Origin of the sequence: Micromonospora sp. NPDC049051 (genome assembly GCF_043197575.1) — a bacterium.
Lineage (GTDB): Bacteria > Actinomycetota > Actinomycetes > Mycobacteriales > Micromonosporaceae > Micromonospora.
Genome location: NZ_JBICTL010000001.1, coordinates 490,248 through 508,327, shown reverse-complemented (window position 1 = coordinate 508,327; position 18,080 = coordinate 490,248). Strand labels below are relative to the sequence as shown.

The window sequence follows — 18,080 nt, the reverse complement described above, 5'->3', positions numbered from 1 at the left end:
CCACCAACACCAACGAATCCGCACCCAGATCCAACAACGGCACCGAACGATCAACCGACCCCGGATCCAACTCCAGCAACTGCTCGACAAGACCAGCCACCGCACCCTCGACGTCACCGGCCCCGCAAACAGGCGCCGCCGACAACCCACCACTCACCACAACCGGCTCCGGCGCCACCACGACACCATCACCCCGCGCCACCGACTCCGAAACCCAACGCCCGACAGCACGAACCGTCACCACGTCCTCAAGCAACTGCTGAACCGAAACATCAACCCCGAACCGCGACTTCACCTCACGCGACAACTCCACCAACACCAACGAATCCGCACCCAGATCCAACAACGGCACCGAACGATCAACCGACCCCGGATCCAACTCCAGCAACTGCTCGACAAGACCAGCTACGGCATCCTCAGTCCGCAATCGAACCCCTCCAGTCGCCTACGCACGAAAGCGCTAGCCGCCGAAGGCACCTAATGGGCCGCCTCACGCAGAGATTGTTGAGTCACCCGGTGCACCCTCGCAGCGAAACGCGCTCACGGTAGCACCCGCCTCCACACCACGGAACACTTCGCCCGCTGATATCAGGGAACCCTCAGCAACCGTCACGTCCTGTGTGTATCGGGCGATGGACAAGACGTCCAGCTATGTCCGCACAAGGCGGTGAAGATGCGATAGCGGTTATCGCCCGGGTAACTCAGCCAAAAGCGCTGGTCACCGAGTGAATGACCGGCGGCGCACGTTGGCGCGCCCACCCCAATCGACCCCTGTTACCACCTGCACTTCTTGACCGCGACAAGCGTGATCTGATAGACGGCCACCGGCAGCCGCGAGATGCGGTGGCTTTTTAATCCACCCCACTTGCGCCACGCGCACCGTCGCTCGACAACCGCGCGCAGCCGGCCGCTCCGGCACTTTATCGCGATACATACATCCGCAGGCCGCATGGTAAGTACCAGGACGAGAAAGACGCCGCCCCCGAATCCTGTGCCGGGACTCACCTTGGCCGGGAGACGATTGCGTGAGCATTGGTCCCGGAAAGGCCGAACGCGCTGACGCCCACGTTGTCGATCCTGTCCGGATGATCGAAGTCGCCGAGTGTCGGCCATATGTTGTGCTCGGCCCAGGGAATCAGCTGACTGGGTTGACCCGTGCCCGTCCTGCCGGGTGGATGCTGCCTCTCGAGAATCTCGATAGCGACCATCAGGGAGAGCAGCCCTGATGCCGACTCGAGATGACCGAATCGGGGCTTGTTGGATCCGATGAGCAGAGGAGATTTGCGGTCAGCGGTGCGATAGGCCGCCGCGAGTGCGGCAACCTCGATGGGATCGCCGAGCGGGGTGCCCGTTCCGTGCGCTTCGACGTAGTCGATTGCGGTGGCGTCGAGTCCGCTCATCCGCAGTGCGCGCTCGACCACGTCGCGCTGCGCCTTGACATTGGGAACGGTGAGGCCCGCGGTGCGGCCGTCGTGGTTGACCGCGCAATGCACCCGCCCGAGCGAACGCGCCCCGAAACCCTCGGGCGCGAGAACCACCGCCACGACACCCTCACCGATGGTGAATCCGTCGGCTCTCGCGTCGAACGCCCGGCAACTGTCGGACTCCGAGAGCGCCCCGGTCACCGCCCGGATCATCTTCCCGAAGTCGCTCCGCACCAGATGGCTCGCGATGACGAGCGCGAGATCGGCGTCGCCGCTCACCAGCGCCATGATTCCGTGCCGGAGGGCGACGAGCCCCGAGGAGCACGTCGTGTCGACCTGCCAGCTGGGGCCATGGAGGTCGAACGTGTAGGAGACGCGGCCCGCAGCCGCCCCACGGACATTGCCGATACCGAGATACGACCGGTTCTTGTCGGCGATCTGGTCCACGTCGAGCGTGTGCACGAAGTCCGATTCGCTCATCCCGACGAACACGCCGGTCTGGCTGCCCGCGAGGTCCTTCGGGTGGATACCGGCGTCCTCCAGGGCGCGCTCGGCGCAGTCCAGGACCAGCAGGTGCTGCGGATCGATGACCCGGGCCTGACGTGGAGCGATCCGGAACCGCATGGAGTCGGTCCGGAGTTCGTCGTCAGAGAAGGTCGTGGCCCGGTCACCGTGCTCTTCGTCTCCGAACAGTGCCGCGGCGAAATCCGTCCGGCTGCGCACGCCCCCGGGAAGAAACATCGACGCTCCGACGACGTCCACGTTCATGCTTGCCCTCTCTCCAGCACCCCGAACCGACCAGGAATCCGACACGGAGGCGTCCTAGTTCTCGCCGCGCCTGATCGGGATCGCGGAACCGGCCCGGTCGCCCGTGAGCGCGAGTTTGGTCGCGTCCAGCTTTCCGCTCAGCGTCAGAGGAATGTGTTCGAGCACGGTTATGACGCGCGGTATCGCCGACACAGGCAGCTCTTGCCGAAGGCGGCTCCGCAGCGACTTCGTGTCGGGTGGGCTGGCCGGATCTGCCGGGACGACGAACGCGCTGAGACCCGTGCCGCTGTCGTGGACGACCACGGCGTTACGCACGTCCGGCCATCGCCGCAGCGCGGCCTCGACCTCGCCGAGTTCGATCCGCTGACCGTTGATCTTGACCTGGCGATCGTTCCGCCCGAGAAACTCGATGTCGCCACTGGCGAGCCGGCGAACCGTGTCGCCGGTTCGATACGCGACCACGGGTCGCGTGCCGTTTTCGGACGACCGGAGCCACGAGGGAAGCGGCACGAAGCGCGCACGGGTAGCTTCCCGTGCCCCCAGATAACCCAGGGCCACGCATTCTCCCCAGACCAGGAGTTCCCCTGTTTCACCCGGGCGCACCGCGCGGAGATTCTCGTCCACGATCTCGACCGACACCCCGTCGATCGGTCTTCCGAGCGGCACGTGAGCACTCGAACGATGCTCCGGTCGGCGTGAATCGACAGGGTAGGTCAGCACTCCGATCGTCGTTTCGGACGGGCCGTAGTGATTCAGAACCGCACAGGTGCGGTTCTGCGCCACCTGGTCGACGAGGTTCCAGCTCAGCGGCTCTCCACCGAAGATCATGAGCTTGCGGGGGAGAACATGGCGGGCACCGTGGTCAAGATGCGCCGACATGTGTGACGCCGTCGACTTGAGCACGTCGACCGAGTGCGTACGCATGTAGCTTCCGAATGCCAGGGGGTCCATCATGGTGGTCTTGGCCACGAGATGCACGGTGTCGCCCGAGACCAACGCGGGAAAGATCGCGGTGTGACCGAGGTCGGTCGCGAAACTGGTCACGCTGGCGCACGACAGCGGAGCGCCTGCCGGTCTGACCTGATCCAGCACCGAGGCCAGGAACCGCGAATAGTTGTCGAGGGCGCGGTGGGGAACGGCCACCGCCTTGGGCGCACCTGTCGTCCCTGAGGTGAAGACGATGTAGGCGACCTCATCGACGCCGGGTGAGGCCAACTCAGGGCCGTGGTCCGCGCCCTCGGCGGTCGAGATGTGCAACGTCGGTACGCCTTCGGCGTACGCCGCATCCGCTCCCTGCTCGGCGACGAGCCACGTCGCGAGGGAAGCGCGGGTCTGTGCGCGACGACGTTCAGGTGCCTCCTCGACGTCGAGGATCGCGAACGGCGACCCGAGCCACATCGCCGCGAGCGCCGTGACGATCTGAGGAGAGCCACGACGGAGCGCGATGGCGGTGATGTCACCATCGAGCACCCCACAACGCCGCATCTCTCCCGCTGCGGACGCCACACGCCGGACGAGCGCGCTGTAGGTCAGCGTCGTATGCCCCGCAACCAGCGCGGCACGCTGGGGATACAGCTGAGCATTCCGCACCAGCGACCGCATGATCCAACTCATCGCCATGAACCTACCGGTGAATCGGGCGCTCCTGTCAAGGAAGACAGTGGTCGTCGGGCAAGTGCCGGAGGCGGCACCGACAGTTCCGGATTTCCCTGTTTGGCCCCGATTAGCGGCAGCGGCAGTACGGCCGTTCGACGAACTGAACCATGCCACCGGATCGGCCTTCGGGCAGGACGTCGAATCAGCAACGAACGGCGGCATCAGGAACGACGCCGCTGCTCGGCGGGCAGCTCGGCTTCGGTCAATCTGAAGTCCGCACTACAGATGGTGAAGCGATCCGGGCCGCAATTGCGCGCCAATCGGGGCAGGGCGAGTGCGCCCGTCAGGGGCGGGGCGAGTGGCGGACCCAGTTCTTCTGCCCGCCCCGGCGGCGCCCCTGCGCGGCGGCCAGGCAGCGCGGGCAGACCCGGCCGACCGGATCCGCCTCGGTGAGGACGTCCGTCGAGGCGTACTCGAACCGCACGTGGGGGAAGCGGCGCAGCCGGGTCCGGCTGAGCGGAAGCCCGCAGACGGTCTGGTTCTGCCCGGGCAGCCAGGCGTGCACCTCTCCAGCCGGCTCCCGCACGCCGTCCGGGCCCGTCTCCTCGCTGGAGGCCGCCACGGCCGGGCTGCTGCTCATCCTCATCCACCCACGGTTCCCCACACCGCCCCATGCATGCCCACTGCTCCGAAGGCGCAGCAGCGCCCCTGCTGCCTCCCCTGCCTCCCGCTCTCCGCTCTCCGCTCTGTCGATCAAGGAGTTTTGGTGGGCGGAATCGTCCCATTCACCACTTTTACCGGGCACCACAACTGCATGATCCACGCATGCACGCCCACGTGCACGTCATCCCGGCGGGACCGTTCGCCCTCGCGCGCTCCCGCGCCGGCGGGTGGGTCGGACCTTCTTCCGTACGCCCGGAGGTGCCCGCCCCTGACGCGCAGGCGCCCTCGGCGGCGCTGCTGGCCGATCCGGACCTGGGCGGTATCGATGGCGGCAGGAAAGCCGAAAGTCGCAAGCGGCCGACTTCCGGTAACCTGAGCGCGCGGGCCGCTAGCTCAATGGCAGAGCTGTGGACTTTTAATCCATAGGTTCAGGGTTCGAGTCCCTGGCGGCCCACTCCTTCGCTGGTCGGCGGCCCTTCGTGGGGTCGCTTGGGCTGTGATCTTGGTTCGTGTATCAGCAAGTGCAGCTGCGCCCGTCGGTCCAGTGCCAGGTCGGCCAGGGACGAGACGCAGACCCACCCGAGGTACAACTTTCTGTACCTACCCCGGAGGTGGTCATGCGGACCGTCAACTTCACCCAGCTACGGCAGAACCTGGCCGCCGAACTCGACAGCGTCATCAACGACGCGGAGGAAGTAGTGGTGACCCGGTCGGGACACGAGCCGGTGGTCATCGTGCCGCTCGCCGAGTACGAGTGGATGAAGGATACCGAGTACCTCCTTCGCAACCCGGCCAACGCCGCAGCCCTGCGCCGCTCGATCGCGGAGCTTGAGGAGGGCGACGCGGCCGAGCGGGACCTGGTCGACCCGGCCACCGTTACCGTGTAGATCTCCGTAAGAACCAGAACCGCTCCCGCCCGCCTCCGTCGTTTTTGGGGCTGACGGACGGAGCGGTGCCGGGCCGGACCAAGCTCGACCCGGCACGCAGGGCGCGAGCATCTTCCGGGGCGGTTCCGGGGGAAACCCTGTGGTCAGGGCTGCCGGGAGGGCGAAGGATCGACCAGCATGACGAAGCAAACGGTCTCCGCCCTGCGCCGCTTCATCCGGCAGACGTACGGCACCGTCATGTGGCGCAGGCTCGGTGTGGCGGTGATCGCGGTGCCGTCCGCCATGCGGACCATCGCGTCCCGTCGGTTCGTGTCGGGCGTGCTTGCGCTGCCGTTCGCGGCGGCGGCGACCGCCGTCACTGCCGTGCTCGCCGGTCTGATGCTGGTCAACGTCGGCTATCCGCTGCGACCCCTCCTCGGCCTGGACGGTCACGACGGGAGCGTCTGGGCCAGCACGTACTACGACGCCTGGGGCGGCCCCACGCTGGCAGGTGCCTGGGCAGTGCACGGCGTCGGCGCGATGTTGTTCGTCTTCCCGCTGCTGGGCTGGGTGGTCCGCGGCCTGCTGCGGCTGCAGGCCGTCCTCACGGGCACGGCGCCCGCGGCGGTCGGGGCAGCGAGCGCGGTTCTGGCGCCCACGCGGGTCCGGCGGCCTGCTCCGCGACGTGCCGGGACGATGCGATGCCCCGGGACGACGCCAGGTGCCGGGACGACGCCACCTGCCGAAACGATGCGACGTGCCAGGACCATGCGACGCGCCGGGACGATGGGACAGGCCAGGGCGCTACGGCGCCGGGCCGGTGTGACCGCAGCGGCGCTCCTGGCGGCGTACGGCTTCGCTCTGCTCGCCCACGCGGCGGGAATCGGTGACAACGTGCTCTGGTTGCCGCGTGACTTCCGCAGCGGGCTGGCACTGGCCGTCGTACTCGCGCCCGTCGCCGTCGCCGCGCTGACGGTCCGAGTCTGGTGGTACCCGGTGCCCGGCACGGTCCGGGCGTAGCAGGTCCCGCGTACCCGGGGAGCACTAGCGGGCGTTGCGGCCCGGCTGCCGCCGATCGTGCGCGAGAATGTCGGTGATCGGTCGCCCGACAGCCGGGCCGTACGAGGTTGCGGAAGTCCCCTGTCCCACCCTCGCCGTCGTGGATCTGCACCTGGTGGTGTGCCGTGCCCTGTGCGCCGTCACCTGTGTGCTGTGCTGGGCGTGCGGTGTGTGCGGGGAGTCGAACCCCTGCGCCTGCCCTCGGCGCGCCAGGAGTGAGCCGGACTACCCGCCGGCTCTCGGGTTCGTGCACGCCTCCACGTCGGCTACCTGCTCCGCAACTCGTCAGTCCAGCAGCTCGACCTCCCAGTTCGTACGCTGGATCAGCGTGTCGACCTCGCGCAGCTGCCGGGCGAGGTCGTCGGCCTGCCTGCGCAGCTCCGCCACCGGCAGCGCCGGGACCATCTTCAGCTCCGATCGCAGCTGCCGGTACGCGCGCTGGCCCTCGCCGGCCGCGGCGTCCGCCGCCGACGTGACCACGTTGTGGCGCAGACGGAGCACGTCGCGGCGCGCGAGTGCGTCGGTGAGCGTGCCGCCCTCCAGTGCGGTGGCGGCGTTGGTCCGGTTGATCCGCCGGATCAACGATTCCAGTTCGCCGAGCACCTCGCCCGCCTCCGCGAGGAGAGCCGAGGCGTCCTCAGCGGGTGCCTCGCCCTCCTGGTAGCGGGCGCTGGCGGTGATGCGGGCGCGGAGTTGTTCGGCGCGGCGCGCCGCATCCGCGCGCAGCGCAAGTGCCTCAGCAAGCTTCATGGGCACCAGTATGGCCAGCGAAGATCAGCACCGCTCGCCCATTTTTCCGCCGCTGTCGACACGACCGTCGGCACATTTCGGCGGCACGTGGGCCGTGCATGCTCGTCGAGCATCGATGCGAGGGCGGCCACCGGGGGCGGAGAGCGGCACCCTCACGAGGAGCCGCGTGTCAGCAGGTGATGACGACCTTCGCCTGCGCGTGTTCGCCTTCGAGGTACCGGATGGCCTGGGGCACTTCGTGCAGCGGATAGGTCCGGTCGATGACCGGGGTGAGGCGGCCGGCCTCGGCGTGGGCGCGGAGCGTGTCGAGGTGCTGTCGGCTGGGTGCCGTGCCGAGGGTGACGATGCGCTGCCGTACGAAGGGTGCCAGCAGCCGCCCGCGCGCGAGGAGCCAGACGGGTCCGATGAGGCTGCCGCCCCGGTACACGCCGCCGCCGGAGAGCACCAGCGTCCCGGTCGGGGTCAGCGCCCGCCGGAGCGCGGTGAGTGAGCGGTTGCCGACCAGGTCGAACACGACATCGTGGCGGCGGGCGGTGCGGGTGAAGTCCTCGCGGGTGTAGTCGACCACGTGGTCGGCGCCGAGGGAGCGGACCAGGTCGACGTTGCGGGTGCTGCACACCCCCGTCACGGTGGCGCCGAGCGCCTTGGCCAGTTGGACGGCCAGGGTGCCCACGCCGCCGGAGGCGCCGTTGACGAGAACGCGGTGGCCGGGCTCGACCTGCCCGACGTCGCGCAGCCCCATGAGCGCGGTGACGCCGGCCAGGGGCAGGGCGGCCGCCTGCTGCGGCGTCAGGTTCGTCGGCTTCGGCGCGACCATGGCCGCCGGCACGCACACGTACTCGGCGAAGGCGCCGTTGGCGTCGCCGAGGTCGCCGAAGACGGCGTCGCCTGGGCGTACCTGTCGGACATGGGCGCCGACGGCCTCGACCGTGCCGGCGAAGTCGCGGCCACGGATGCGCGCCCGGGGCCGCGACCGGCCCATGGCCAACCGCGCCATCCGGGGATCGCCCCGCATGGCATGCCAGTCGTACGCGTTGAGCGCGGCGGCCCCGATCCGCACGAGCACCTCGTCGGCTGCCGGCACCGGCGTGTCGACGTCCGCGAGTGTGAGTGTCTCCGGCGGGCCGTACCGGTCCTGGACGATCGCCTTCATCTTCACTCCCCTCAAGGTGTACGGCGTACACCTGATGGAACCGATGCTAGGTGTACGCCGTACACTCGTCAAGGCAGTTATGGTTTCAACCGCCGCCGAGACGAGGACGCGAGTTGGCTGACCAGGCTGGAACGCTGCGCCGGACGCCGCTGAGCAGGGACCGGATCCTGCGCGCCGCCGTCGCCCTCGCCGACGAGGCCGGGATCGAGTCCCTCAGCATGCGCAACCTCGCCCAGGACCTGGGCGTCGTGCCGATGGCCCTCTACAAGCACGTGGCCAACAAGGACGAGCTACTCGACGGCATGATCGACGTCGTCGTCGGCGAGATCGACCCGCCGGCACCCGGGTCCGACTGGAAGCACGAGGTCCGTCGACGCATCCTCTCGGCGCGACAGGTGCTGCGGCGCCACCCCTGGGCGCCGCTCGCGATCGAGTCGCGGAACATGGCGACGCCGGTCGTCCTCGCCTACCTCGACTCGATGGTCGGCACCCTCCGGGCCGGCGGGTTCTCCGCCGACCTCGCCCACCACGTGATGCACGCGATGGGCAGCCGGATCCTTGGCTTCAGCCAGGAACTCTTCGACGCCTCACGCGACGCCGGCCGGTCCGGCGCGACCAGTCCCGATCCGCCGGCGGCCCTACCGCCGGAGGTCGCAGCCCGGTTCCCGCACCTCGCGGAGATCTCCACGGCGGCGTCCCACGACGACGAGTCGGTGGTGGGACAGGGCTGCGACGACCAGTTCGAGTTCGAGTTCGCGCTGGACCTGCTGCTCGACGGCATCGAACGGCTGCACCAGCAAGGCTGGACGTCGCGCCGATCCTGATGACGGACGCCGCCGTTCAGCTCGCCAGGTCGACGCCCACGCCGGGCTGGACGCCTCAGGGGGTGTACGGCGTGTCCGTGTGGCCGACCTCGACGAGCCGGCTGCCGCTGAGCTCGTAGACGGCCGTACGCCGGACGGCGACCTCCGCCGAGGACGCGTCCTCGGGGCGGGTCAGGTAAACCACCGTCGCCCGTCGCGACTCGATCGAGACCGACTCGACCGGCGTACGGTCGCCGATGTCGACCATGGTGACGTAGACGGGCTTGCCGTCGATGTTGCCGTACATCACGATCTGCCAGAACTTGCCGGTCCCGCCGCCGTCCATCAGCACCGGGACCACCGCGTCGGCCGCGTCGTCGCCGGTCAGGTCGCCGATGGCGCACGGCTGCTGCATGTGGACGACGGTGCCGTCCTCGCCGGACCACATGCCGTCGACCAGCGGGATCGGATCCGGGTAGCCGTTGTACCGCTCGGATCCGTTACCGAGGACGGCGGTCTTGAGCTGCGCGCAGGTGAGCGCCCGGAGCGTGGCGGGCGCTCCGGACGTGTCGGGTACGGCCGAGGGCGCCGGGTCCGCTGTTCCGTCGTCCACGCTGACGGTGCTGGCCGTCGGCTGCCCCGAGGCAGCCGGGTCGGGGTCGTCCGCCGGGGTGTTGATCGTGACGCATCCGGTCAGCGCCGCCACCAGGGCGAGCGCCGCGACGGGCAGCAGGGTCCTACGCATTGATCTTCCCTCTCCTTCAGGTGGCCCGGAGCGTAGTGCGCCTCCGCCACGGTCGGCCCCACCTGCGGCGGGCGCTGTCGGCTCCCGCCGGGAGCCGAGGAGAGTCGCACCGGCAGCCGTACGACGTCGGGGCCGTCAGTGGCCGACGCCGAGCCGGCCGGCGAGGGTGCCGTGGATGCGGGCGCTGGGGCGGTTCAACTCGATGATCTCGACGGTCTTGCCGCGGGCGGCGTACTTGGTGGTGATCGCGTCGAGGGCCGCGACGGAGGAGGCGTCCCAGACGTGGGCGTGCGTCATGTCGATGACCACCGAGTCGGGGTCGTTCGCGTAGTCGAACTGGCCGACGATGTCGTTGCTGGAGGCGAAGAACAACTCGCCGTGCACCGAGTAGATCCGGGTCGTCCCGTCGGGGTCGAGGACGCTTGTCACCTCCACCAGGCGGGCGACCCGGCGGGCGAAGACGACCATCGCGGTGAGCACGCCGACGATGACGCCGATGGCGAGATTGTGGCTGGCCAGGGTGGTGCCGACGGTGGTCAGCATGACGACGGTCTCGCCGTACGGCATCCGTCGGAGCGTGGCCGGGGCGACCGAGTGCCAGTCGAACGACGACACCGCGACCATGATCATGACGGCGACCAATGCCGCCATCGGGATCAGCGCCACCACGTCACCGAGCGCGACCACCAGGAACAGCAGGAAGGCGCCGGCCAGGAAGGTCGACAGCCGGGTACGGGCGCCGGACACCTTCACGTTGATCATCGTCTGGCCGATCATCGCGCAGCCGCCCATCCCGCCGAAGAACCCGGTGACGATGTTCGCCACGCCCTGGCCCCACGCCTCCCGGGTCTTGCTGGACGGGGTGTCGGTGATGTCGTCGACCAGTTTCGCCGTCAGCAGCGACTCCATCAACCCGACCAGGGCGATCCCCAGGGCGTACGGGGCGATCAGGGCCAGCGTCTCCGTCGTCCACGGGATCCGCGGTACGCCGAGCGTGGGCAGGCTGTCCGGCAGCGCACCCTCGTCACCCACAGTCGGGACCGCGACGTGGGCGGCCACCGTGACCACGGTCAGCACCACGATGGTGACCAGCGGCGCTGGCACGAGCCGGGTGACCCTGGGCAGCCCCACCATGATCACCAGTCCGACAGCCACCAACGGATACACCAGCCACGGCACGCCGAGCAGATGCGGGACCTGGGCGGCGAAGACCAGGATGGCCAGGGCGTTGACGAAGCCGACCAGCACGCTGCGCGGGATGAACCGCATCAGCTTCGCGACCCCGAGCACCGCCAGCAGGATCTGGATCACCCCGCCGAGGATCACCGCCGCCACGAGGTGGTCGAGGCCGTGTTCCCTGGCGAGGGGAGCGACCACCAGGGCGACCGCGCCGGTGGCGGCGGAGATCATCGCCGGCCGTCCGCCGCAGATCGCGATCGTCACCGCCATGGTGAACGAGGCGAAGATCCCCACCCGGGGGTCGACCCCGGCGAGGATCGAGAAGGAGATCGCCTCCGGGATCAACGCGAGGGCGACGACCAGCCCCGCGAGGGTCTCGGTGCGGAACACCTTCGGCGACAGCCAGGACGGCCGGGGCAGGCGCGGACGCGGGGCCGCGGACAGCACAGACGACATACAGCCATTTCCACTCGGGGAGCACGTCGACAGGCGTGCGTCACGCCGCCTCGACCGGGGCGGGTCAGTCAGGGTCACATCGCGTACGGACCCGACCATCGGGGTCGTCCAGGCGTCGTTGCCCAGGTCCACGCGGGCTGCGGTCGCGCAGGACAACGGCCCACCGGACCCTACTCTTCAGGTGCGGTGGAGACCCCGCCCGCATGGCGATCGTCACGACCGGACGGGCCGTCCCCGGACGGCCGAGGATGGAACGAGCCGGCCCACACCCCGCCGACACGGCCAGCGGTCAGGTCGGCTCGGTGCCCGGCGCCGGGATCGCCTTCTCGGCGGCGCGGCTCACCTCCTCCCAGCCCGCCCAGACGTCCATGCGTCGCTTCGAGATGTCGAAGGCGAGGTCGTAGACCATGCTGCCGAGCAGCAGTCGCAGCGGCGGGTCCTCGCTGGCGACGAGCTTCATCAGCGCCTCGGCGGCCAGCCGGGGATCGCTGTCGATCGACCCCTCCGCCCACTGCCGCGCCAGTTCCTCCCGCAGCGGCTCGTAGGCGGGGTCCGGGGTGGCCGCGGTGCTGCTGGTGTAGAGGTCGGTCCAGTAGCCCCCCGGCTGGACGATGGTGACCTTGATGCCGAAGCGGGCGGCCTCGGCGGCCAGCGCCTCGCTCATGCCCTCGAGCGCGAACTTGCTCGCGCTGTAGAGCCCCGTGCTGGGGAAGCCGCCGAGCGCGCCGATGCTGGAGATCTGCACGACGTGCCCGCCGCCCTGGGCGCGCAGGTGCGGCAGGACGGCCTGGCTGACCCAGAGCGCGCCGAAGAAGTTGAGGTCCAGCTGGGCGCGGGCCTCGGCCTCGGTGAACTCCTCGACCATGCCCATGAAGAGCGCGCCGGCGTTGTTCACGACGATGTCGAGCCGGCCGAAGTGCCGTACCGCGCGGGCGACGACGTCGAAGACCGCCGCGCGGTCCGTGACGTCGAGGGGCACGGCCAGCAGGCGGCCGGGGTGCCGGGCCGCGAGGTCGTCGAGCGGCGAGACGTCCCGGGCCACGCCGACGACCCGGTCGCCGGCGGCGAGCGCGGCCTCGGCGAAGGCGCGACCGAGGCCGCGGCTGGCCCCGGTGATGAACCAGACCCGCGGTACGGCGGCTGCGGCTTCCAATGGGTACCCCTTCCCTGACGAGACGGACCGTCTCGTCTTGTCGATGCGAGTGACCCTACCCGACCGGCACCCACTGTCAAGACGGACCGTCTCGTCTCATCCGCTGCTACATTGGGCCGCGTGCCCACCCGGAAGGTCGCCCCCGACTCCAGCCGTCGCAGCGAGACGGCACGCCGCGCCATCCTCGCCGCCGCGTTCGACCTCGTCGGAAAGCTGGGCTACGCCAAGCTGAGCATCGAGGGCATCGCCGCCGCGGCCGGCGTCGGCAAGCAGACGATCTACCGCTGGTGGCCCTCCAAGGGCGCGCTCCTCTTCGACGCCTTCCTCGCGCTCACGACCGACGGCCCGCAGGACGGCGCGCTACCGGACACCGGCGACCTGGCGACCGACCTCAAACTGGTGCTGCGGGCCACCGTCGACGAGCTGAACGACCCGCGCTACGACCAGCCCATGCGCGCCCTGCACACCGAGATCGTCCACGATCCCGCCCTGGCCGCCGACTACGCGGAACGGCTGGACGGGCCCATGCGCGAGCTGAAGAAGCAGCGCCTGCGCACCGCCCGGCGTGCCGGGCAACTCGCCGAGGACGTCGACCTCGACGTGGCCGTCGACCTGATCTTCGGCCCGATCCTGAACCGCTGGCTCCAGCGCACCGGCCCCCTGACCCACGCGTACGCCGACCAGGTGGTGGACACGGCGCTGCGCGGCCTGCGGCCCCGCGACGCGTAGCCCGCCGCGGCCGATCCCGCGCCACCGGACGGACAACACCGGACCCCCGGTCGTCGTTGATCCGGTCGTACGCGCCCCACCTGCGACGACGGTGCGGGCGACCGATCGTGGAGGAGGCACCGATGACCAGTCAGCGCGAGACCGTGGAGGTCGACCCGGTCCTGTTCCGTGCCGTCTACGACTCGCCCGCCTCGCTGCCCGGCGCGCACCGGTGGACGACACCGGAGTCGGACGTACGGCGGATCGAGAAGCTGCTCGGCATGCCGCTGCGCAGCATCGGCGCCCCGCTGTGGGTCAGCGGCGACCAGCCGGACTGCCCGAAGTGCGGCCGCCGCGTCAACTGGTACGACATCGTCTCCTCCGCCCTCTCCGGCGTACACGACCGGATGATGATCGCGACGGTCATCCTCGGCGAGCGCAGGTACGTCAACACCGAGGTCCCGGACGCGATCGCCGGGGTGCGCTGCACGGACTGCCGTACCGCCATCGAGGGGTTGCGCAGCTTCAAGTGCCACAACTGGGCGTACGCCTTCGAGGCGCTGGAGGTCGTCCGGCAGCGGATGTCCGGCGTGTCAGTCGTCGGCCGTCAGCCCGCGGGCGAACCGCAACCCGGCACGCCCGTCGAGTGACACCTCAGCGGCGGGCGGGGCGGCGGCCGGGCGGGGACGGCGGCTCCGGACCCGGGTCGGGCACCTCGGGCATCGGCCGGGTCACTAGCCCGGCCCCGGTGACCCGCAGCGGCTCGCCGTGGTGCCACAGCTCGACGCCGGTCTCCGGGTCGGCGTCGGGCAGCTCGTAGCGGGCCCCGGCACGGGTCAGGGTGACCCGCAGCCGGTGACCGTGCCAGCGCAGGTGGAACGCCAACCGGTCGATCGCCGCCGGCAGCCGGGGATCGAAGGAGAGCACCCCCCGGTCGTCGCGCATCCCGCCGAAGCCCTGTACGAGGGCCAGCCACGCCCCGGCCAGCGACGCCAGGTGCAACCCGTCGCCGGTCTTGTCGCCCAGGTCCGCCAGGTCCTGGAGCACCGACTCGGCGAACAGGTCGTACGCCAGGTCGAGGTGCCCGACCTCGGCGGCGAGCACGGCCTGCGGGGAGGCCGACAGTGACGAGTCCCGGACGGTCCGCGCCTCGTAGTAGGCGAAGTTGCGGGCCTTCTCGTCGGCCGTGAACTCCCCCGGGCAGCGCTGCATGGCGAGCACCAGGTCGGCCTGCTTGACCACCTGCTTGCGGTACAGCTCCAGGTAGGGGAAGTGCAGCAGCAGCGGGTAGTCGTCGTCGGAGGTGTGCGCGAAGTCCCACTCCGGCTGCTCGGTGAAGCCGGCCGACTGCTGGTGCACCCCACGCTTGCGGTCGTACGCGATGAAGACCGCGTCGGCGGCGGCGCGCCAGGCCGACACCTCGGCCGCCTCGACCCCGAGCCGGGCCGCCGCCTCCGGGTGCCGCTCGGCGGCGTCGGCGGCGCCGCGCAGGTTGCGCCGGGCCATCAGGTTGGTGAAGAGGTTGTCGTTCACCAGGGCGCTGTACTCGTCGGGGCCGGTCACGCCGTGCAGGTGGAAGGTGCCGGTGTCGGACCAGTGGCCGAAGCCGTGCCAGAGCCGGGCCGTCTCGACCAGCAGTTCCAGCCCGGCCCCGGTGAGGAACTCGTCGTCGCCCGTGGCGGCGACGTAGCGAAGCACCGCGTCGGCGATGTCGGCGTTGAGGTGCAGCCCGGCCGTGCCGGCCGGCCAGTAGCCGGAGCACTCCCGCCCGCCGAGGGTGCGCCACGGAAAGCTCGCCCCGGTCAGCCGCAGCTCCGCCGCGCGCTCGCGGGCCTCCGGCAGGTGGGCGTGCCGCCAGCGCAGCGCCGAGCGGGCCAGCGGTGGGTCGAGGTAGGTCAGCACGGGCAGCACGTAGCCCTCGGTGTCCCAGAGCACGTGCCCGTCGTAGCCGTTGCCGGTCAGGCCCTTGGCGGGAATCGTCCGGTCGCCGTCCGCCCGGCCCGCCTGGAGCAGGTGGAACACCGAGAACCGGATGGCCTGCTGGAGTTCGGCGTCGCCGTCGAGCTGCAGGTCGGCGGTCCGCCACGCCACGTCCAGCGCCGCGCGCTGGCCGGCCAGCAGGGCCTCGAAGCCGTCCGCGCGGGCCGCGTCGGCCTCCGCCACGACCAGGCGCGCCAGCTCCGGCGCTGGCATGGCGTCGACCGGGGTGCACTCGTACGCGGCGAACTTGGTCAGTCGCAGCCGCTCGCCGGCGCGCAGCGTCCCGGTCAGCGTGAGGCGCAGCCGGTCGGGGGTGCAGTCGACGCCGGAGGCGACACCCTCCGGGGCCGCCACCTCGTGCGCGACGGCGACGGCGACCCGCTGCTCGCTGTGCCCGGTGCGGTGGACGAGGACGCCGTCGTGCCCGTTCGAGTGGCGGTACTCGGCGGTCAGCGGGTCGGTGAGCACAGAGGCGGCGCGGGGGTCGTCGGCGCGCTCGGGCACCCGCTCGTTGGCGAGCAGGTCGGCGCAGACCCGCACCTCGACCGTGCCGTCCAGCGGCTCGACGGACCACCGGACGGCGGCCACCGGGCGCCGGGGCAGGGAGACCAGTCGGACGCTGCGGACGCGTACGCCGTGCCCGGCCGGTGAGATCCACTCGGTGTGCCGCTCGACCATCCCGGCGCGCAGGTCGAGCACCCGTTCGTGGGTGCGCAGGGTGCCGGTGCGTACGTCCAGCGGCTCGCCGCCGACCCAGAGGCGGATCAGGGCCGCGTTCGGCGCGCTGATCACCGTGTCGCTGAACTGCGGGAAGGCGTAGCCGTCCTCGGGGTGGTCGAGTTCGCGCCGCTCGTGGAAGCCGTTGAGGTAGGTGCCGGGCATCCCGTAGGGCGTGCCCTCGTCGAGGTTGCCCCGCCAACCGACCCAACCGTTGCTCAGGGCGAAGATCGATTCGGTCTCGGCGAGGCGGTCCATGTCCGCCTCCGTACGCCGGATCCGCCAGGCCTCGTCCCCCGTGACCTGCCCGGTCGGCGGCCGATCGGCGGTGGGGGTGTCCTGCACTGCGCCTCCAGAAGTCCGACGTACCGGGTCGATCGAAGCAGAACGGGCTGAGAGGTCGCTGAGACGAAAGTCGGGGGAACTACCCAACCAGTGCACCATGCGCCTGGCTTCCAGATGTTCCATGGTTGTTCGCGAGGTAAACGGGGTATGAACCCTAAGTGAGGTGAGTCATGATTGTTGCGGATAGCCCGGATGTGCCGGAGATCAGCGTCGAGTTGTACCAGGACATCGTCGACTTCGCCGCCGACACCCCGCAACCGGTGCAGTGGTTCGCCGAGCACTTCACCGAGGGCGCGATCCTGCTGCTGGGCGCGTTGTGGCTGATCGCTGCCCTGTCCCGGCTCCGGGGCGGACCGCGCGACCGCGCGTACGCCCTGGTGTCGCCGGTGCCGGTCGTGCTCGCGTACGGGTGCAGCGAGCTGCTGAAGACGCTGGTCGACCAGGAGCGGCCCTGCCGGGCGCTCGCCACCGAACTCGCCATCATCGCCAACGAGTGCCCGCCGACGGGCGACTGGTCGTTCCCCAGCAACCACTCCACGATCGCGGGCGGCCTCGCGGTGGCGACCCTGCTGCTGTCCCGCCGCGTCGGGCTGGTGGCGCTGCCGCTGGCGGCGCTGGCCGCGTTCTCCCGCACCTTCGTCGGCGTGCACTACCCGCACGACGTGGTCGCCGGCTTACTGCTCGGGGCCCTGTTCGCCGCCCTGCTCACGCCGCTGTTCGCCCGGCCCGCCGCCGGGCTGCTGCACCGCCGCGCCCGGCACGCCGAGCACCCCGCCCCCGACCCGGCCACCCCGACGTCCCGCCGCTGACCGCCTGCGGGACCCGCCCCGGAGCCCGGCTTGGGCAGCCTGCCGGGGTACAGCCTGCCGGGCCGGACACCGCCCTGCCCGGGGTCAGGAGCAGCCTGCCCGGGGAGCAGGTTGCCCGGGCGCGGCCCGCACCGTCAGGACAGGAAGAGGGCGCCGACGGTGCCGAGGACGAGGAACGGGCCGAAGGGCAGGTGGCTGCGCCAGCCGACGCGCCGGGCGAGCAGCAGCACGACGCCGAGCAGCCCGGAGAGCAGCAGGGCGAGCAGCAGCCCGGCCACCGGCGCGGCCCACCCGTACCAGCCCAGCAGCGCGCCGACGCCGAGCGCCAGCTTGGCGTCGCCCAGGCCGAATCCGCGCCGGCCGAGCAGCAGCGTGGTGGCGGCGAAGAAGAGCGCGAGCGCCAACCCGGCGGCGGTGGCGCGCAGCCACGGCGCCGGACCGGGCCCCGCGAGGGCGGCCAGCCCCAGCAGCAGCCAGGTCCCGGCCGCGGCGGGCCAGGTGAGCCGGTCGGGCAGCCGGTGCACGGCCACGTCGACGAAGACCAGCGGGATCGCCCAAACCCACCACCAGGCCATCGCGACCAGCACGGTAACGGGCGGCCCGAGCAGCGCCAGCGCTCCGACGGCCGTCGCGACGGCGAGTTCCACCGTGCCGGGTGGCGGGCCGACGCGCGCCCCGCACCGGCCGCACCGCGCCGCCGGGCCGAGCGCCGGCCACGGCCGGGCCAGCCCGATCGGGACGCCGCACGCGTCGCACCCGGTCCGGGTCGCCACCCCCGGCGGTACGGCGTGCCGGATCACGGCGAGCCGGATCGTCGGAGCGAGCGCGAGTAGGGCCAGCAGCCGCGCCCCTCGGACGGCGAGTGTCGACGCGGTCGGCTCCGCCACCGTCGGCGGCCGGGTCAGC

Annotated in this window: 17 protein-coding genes and 1 tRNA gene; 7 read left to right on the top strand and 11 right to left on the bottom strand. The window is 70.9% G+C overall.

Annotation, left to right across the window (positions count from 1 at the left end):
• The 4 genes from ACGFIR_RS02500 to ACGFIR_RS02485 form a co-directional block, all read right to left on the bottom strand.
• Window positions 1-427 (bottom strand): acyl carrier protein (locus tag ACGFIR_RS02500; RefSeq protein ID WP_393001212.1); only part of this gene is annotated, 427 nt, incomplete at its 3' end.
• Between the two features lie 574 nt (window positions 428-1,001).
• Window positions 1,002-2,192, bottom strand: a complete 1,191-nt coding sequence (locus ACGFIR_RS02495; RefSeq protein WP_393142814.1) for a polyketide synthase — start codon at window positions 2,190-2,192, stop codon at window positions 1,002-1,004.
• 54 nt (window positions 2,193-2,246) lie between these two features.
• Complete coding sequence (locus ACGFIR_RS02490) at window positions 2,247-3,806, bottom strand: amino acid adenylation domain-containing protein (RefSeq protein ID WP_393142812.1); 1,560 nt, start codon at window positions 3,804-3,806, stop codon at window positions 2,247-2,249.
• 325 nt (window positions 3,807-4,131) lie between these two features.
• On the bottom strand, window positions 4,132-4,428 hold the full coding sequence (locus tag ACGFIR_RS02485) for a hypothetical protein (protein WP_393142810.1): 297 nt from the start codon (window positions 4,426-4,428) through the stop codon (window positions 4,132-4,134).
• Window positions 4,429-4,833: 405 nt separating this feature from the next.
• On the opposite strand from ACGFIR_RS02485, the gene ACGFIR_RS02480 reads away from it, so the two are divergent.
• The 3 genes from ACGFIR_RS02480 to ACGFIR_RS02470 all read left to right on the top strand — a co-directional run bounded on the left by ACGFIR_RS02480 (window position 4,834) and on the right by ACGFIR_RS02470 (window position 6,337).
• Window positions 4,834-4,905 (top strand) — tRNA-Lys (locus ACGFIR_RS02480).
• Window positions 4,906-5,068: 163 nt separating this feature from the next.
• On the top strand, window positions 5,069-5,338 hold the full coding sequence (locus tag ACGFIR_RS02475; protein ID WP_393142808.1) for a type II toxin-antitoxin system Phd/YefM family antitoxin: 270 nt from the start codon (window positions 5,069-5,071) through the stop codon (window positions 5,336-5,338).
• A gap of 177 nt (window positions 5,339-5,515) precedes the next feature.
• Window positions 5,516-6,337, top strand: a complete 822-nt coding sequence (locus tag ACGFIR_RS02470; RefSeq protein WP_393142806.1) for a hypothetical protein — start codon at window positions 5,516-5,518, stop codon at window positions 6,335-6,337.
• 324 nt (window positions 6,338-6,661) lie between these two features.
• On the opposite strand, the gene ACGFIR_RS02465 is transcribed toward ACGFIR_RS02470, so the two are convergent.
• Together ACGFIR_RS02465 and ACGFIR_RS02460 are read right to left on the bottom strand one after the other, a co-directional pair.
• Window positions 6,662-7,126 carry a DIP1984 family protein gene (locus ACGFIR_RS02465; protein ID WP_393004748.1) on the bottom strand — a complete coding sequence of 155 codons (465 nt, stop codon included), beginning with the start codon at window positions 7,124-7,126 and terminating at the stop codon, window positions 6,662-6,664.
• A gap of 169 nt (window positions 7,127-7,295) precedes the next feature.
• On the bottom strand, window positions 7,296-8,279 hold the full coding sequence (locus tag ACGFIR_RS02460; protein ID WP_393142804.1) for an NAD(P)-dependent alcohol dehydrogenase: 984 nt from the start codon (window positions 8,277-8,279) through the stop codon (window positions 7,296-7,298).
• A 113-nt stretch (window positions 8,280-8,392) separates the two neighbouring features.
• Here ACGFIR_RS02460 and ACGFIR_RS02455 point away from each other — a divergent pair, with 113 nt between their 5' ends.
• Complete coding sequence (locus tag ACGFIR_RS02455) at window positions 8,393-9,103, top strand: TetR/AcrR family transcriptional regulator (protein ID WP_393142802.1); 711 nt, start codon at window positions 8,393-8,395, stop codon at window positions 9,101-9,103.
• Window positions 9,104-9,158: 55 nt separating this feature from the next.
• Here ACGFIR_RS02455 and ACGFIR_RS02450 read toward each other — a convergent pair whose 3' ends face one another.
• The 3 genes from ACGFIR_RS02450 to ACGFIR_RS02440 all read right to left on the bottom strand — a co-directional run bounded on the left by ACGFIR_RS02450 (window position 9,159) and on the right by ACGFIR_RS02440 (window position 12,615).
• A complete protein-coding gene (locus ACGFIR_RS02450; protein WP_393142800.1) occupies window positions 9,159-9,827 on the bottom strand; it encodes a hypothetical protein in 669 nt (222 codons plus the stop codon).
• Between the two features lie 135 nt (window positions 9,828-9,962).
• Entirely contained in the window at window positions 9,963-11,462 is a 1,500-nt protein-coding gene (locus ACGFIR_RS02445) for a SulP family inorganic anion transporter (RefSeq protein ID WP_393004756.1), read from the bottom strand.
• 289 nt (window positions 11,463-11,751) lie between these two features.
• Window positions 11,752-12,615 (bottom strand): SDR family oxidoreductase, encoded by an 864-nt coding sequence (locus tag ACGFIR_RS02440; protein WP_393004758.1) that lies wholly within the window; start codon window positions 12,613-12,615, stop codon window positions 11,752-11,754.
• Window positions 12,616-12,735: 120 nt separating this feature from the next.
• Here ACGFIR_RS02440 and ACGFIR_RS02435 point away from each other — a divergent pair, with 120 nt between their 5' ends.
• Both ACGFIR_RS02435 and ACGFIR_RS02430 read left to right on the top strand, forming a co-directional pair.
• Window positions 12,736-13,344, top strand: a complete 609-nt coding sequence (locus tag ACGFIR_RS02435) for a TetR/AcrR family transcriptional regulator (RefSeq protein ID WP_393004760.1) — start codon at window positions 12,736-12,738, stop codon at window positions 13,342-13,344.
• A gap of 122 nt (window positions 13,345-13,466) precedes the next feature.
• Window positions 13,467-13,973, top strand: a complete 507-nt coding sequence (locus tag ACGFIR_RS02430) for a hypothetical protein (RefSeq protein ID WP_393142798.1) — start codon at window positions 13,467-13,469, stop codon at window positions 13,971-13,973.
• Between the two features lie 4 nt (window positions 13,974-13,977).
• On the opposite strand, the gene ACGFIR_RS02425 is transcribed toward ACGFIR_RS02430, so the two are convergent.
• Window positions 13,978-16,278, bottom strand: a complete 2,301-nt coding sequence (locus ACGFIR_RS02425) for a glycoside hydrolase family 65 protein (RefSeq protein ID WP_393143716.1) — start codon at window positions 16,276-16,278, stop codon at window positions 13,978-13,980.
• Window positions 16,279-16,535: 257 nt separating this feature from the next.
• Here ACGFIR_RS02425 and ACGFIR_RS02420 point away from each other — a divergent pair, with 257 nt between their 5' ends.
• On the top strand, window positions 16,536-17,174 hold the full coding sequence (locus ACGFIR_RS02420) for a phosphatase PAP2 family protein (RefSeq protein ID WP_393142796.1): 639 nt from the start codon (window positions 16,536-16,538) through the stop codon (window positions 17,172-17,174).
• Window positions 17,175-17,308: 134 nt separating this feature from the next.
• Here ACGFIR_RS02420 and ACGFIR_RS02415 read toward each other — a convergent pair whose 3' ends face one another.
• Window positions 17,309-18,061: a prepilin peptidase gene (locus ACGFIR_RS02415; RefSeq protein ID WP_393143714.1), complete on the bottom strand. Its 753-nt coding sequence runs from the start codon at window positions 18,059-18,061 to the stop codon at window positions 17,309-17,311.
• Window positions 18,062-18,080 lie beyond the last annotated feature (19 nt).

Coding starts and splice junctions, on each gene's coding strand:
- ACGFIR_RS02495 (WP_393142814.1), bottom strand. CDS start 2,192: ATGAACGTGGACGTCGTCGGAGCGTCGATGTTTCTTCCCGGGGGCGTG.
- ACGFIR_RS02490 (WP_393142812.1), bottom strand. CDS start 3,806: ATGAGTTGGATCATGCGGTCGCTGGTGCGGAATGCTCAGCTGTATCCC.
- ACGFIR_RS02485 (WP_393142810.1), bottom strand. CDS start 4,428: ATGAGCAGCAGCCCGGCCGTGGCGGCCTCCAGCGAGGAGACGGGCCCG.
- ACGFIR_RS02475 (WP_393142808.1), top strand. CDS start 5,069: ATGCGGACCGTCAACTTCACCCAGCTACGGCAGAACCTGGCCGCCGAA.
- ACGFIR_RS02470 (WP_393142806.1), top strand. CDS start 5,516: ATGACGAAGCAAACGGTCTCCGCCCTGCGCCGCTTCATCCGGCAGACG.
- ACGFIR_RS02465 (WP_393004748.1), bottom strand. CDS start 7,126: ATGAAGCTTGCTGAGGCACTTGCGCTGCGCGCGGATGCGGCGCGCCGC.
- ACGFIR_RS02460 (WP_393142804.1), bottom strand. CDS start 8,279: ATGAAGGCGATCGTCCAGGACCGGTACGGCCCGCCGGAGACACTCACA.
- ACGFIR_RS02450 (WP_393142800.1), bottom strand. CDS start 9,827: ATGCGTAGGACCCTGCTGCCCGTCGCGGCGCTCGCCCTGGTGGCGGCG.
- ACGFIR_RS02445 (WP_393004756.1), bottom strand. CDS start 11,462: ATGTCGTCTGTGCTGTCCGCGGCCCCGCGTCCGCGCCTGCCCCGGCCG.
- ACGFIR_RS02430 (WP_393142798.1), top strand. CDS start 13,467: ATGACCAGTCAGCGCGAGACCGTGGAGGTCGACCCGGTCCTGTTCCGT.
- ACGFIR_RS02425 (WP_393143716.1), bottom strand. CDS start 16,278: ATGGACCGCCTCGCCGAGACCGAATCGATCTTCGCCCTGAGCAACGGT.
- ACGFIR_RS02420 (WP_393142796.1), top strand. CDS start 16,536: ATGATTGTTGCGGATAGCCCGGATGTGCCGGAGATCAGCGTCGAGTTG.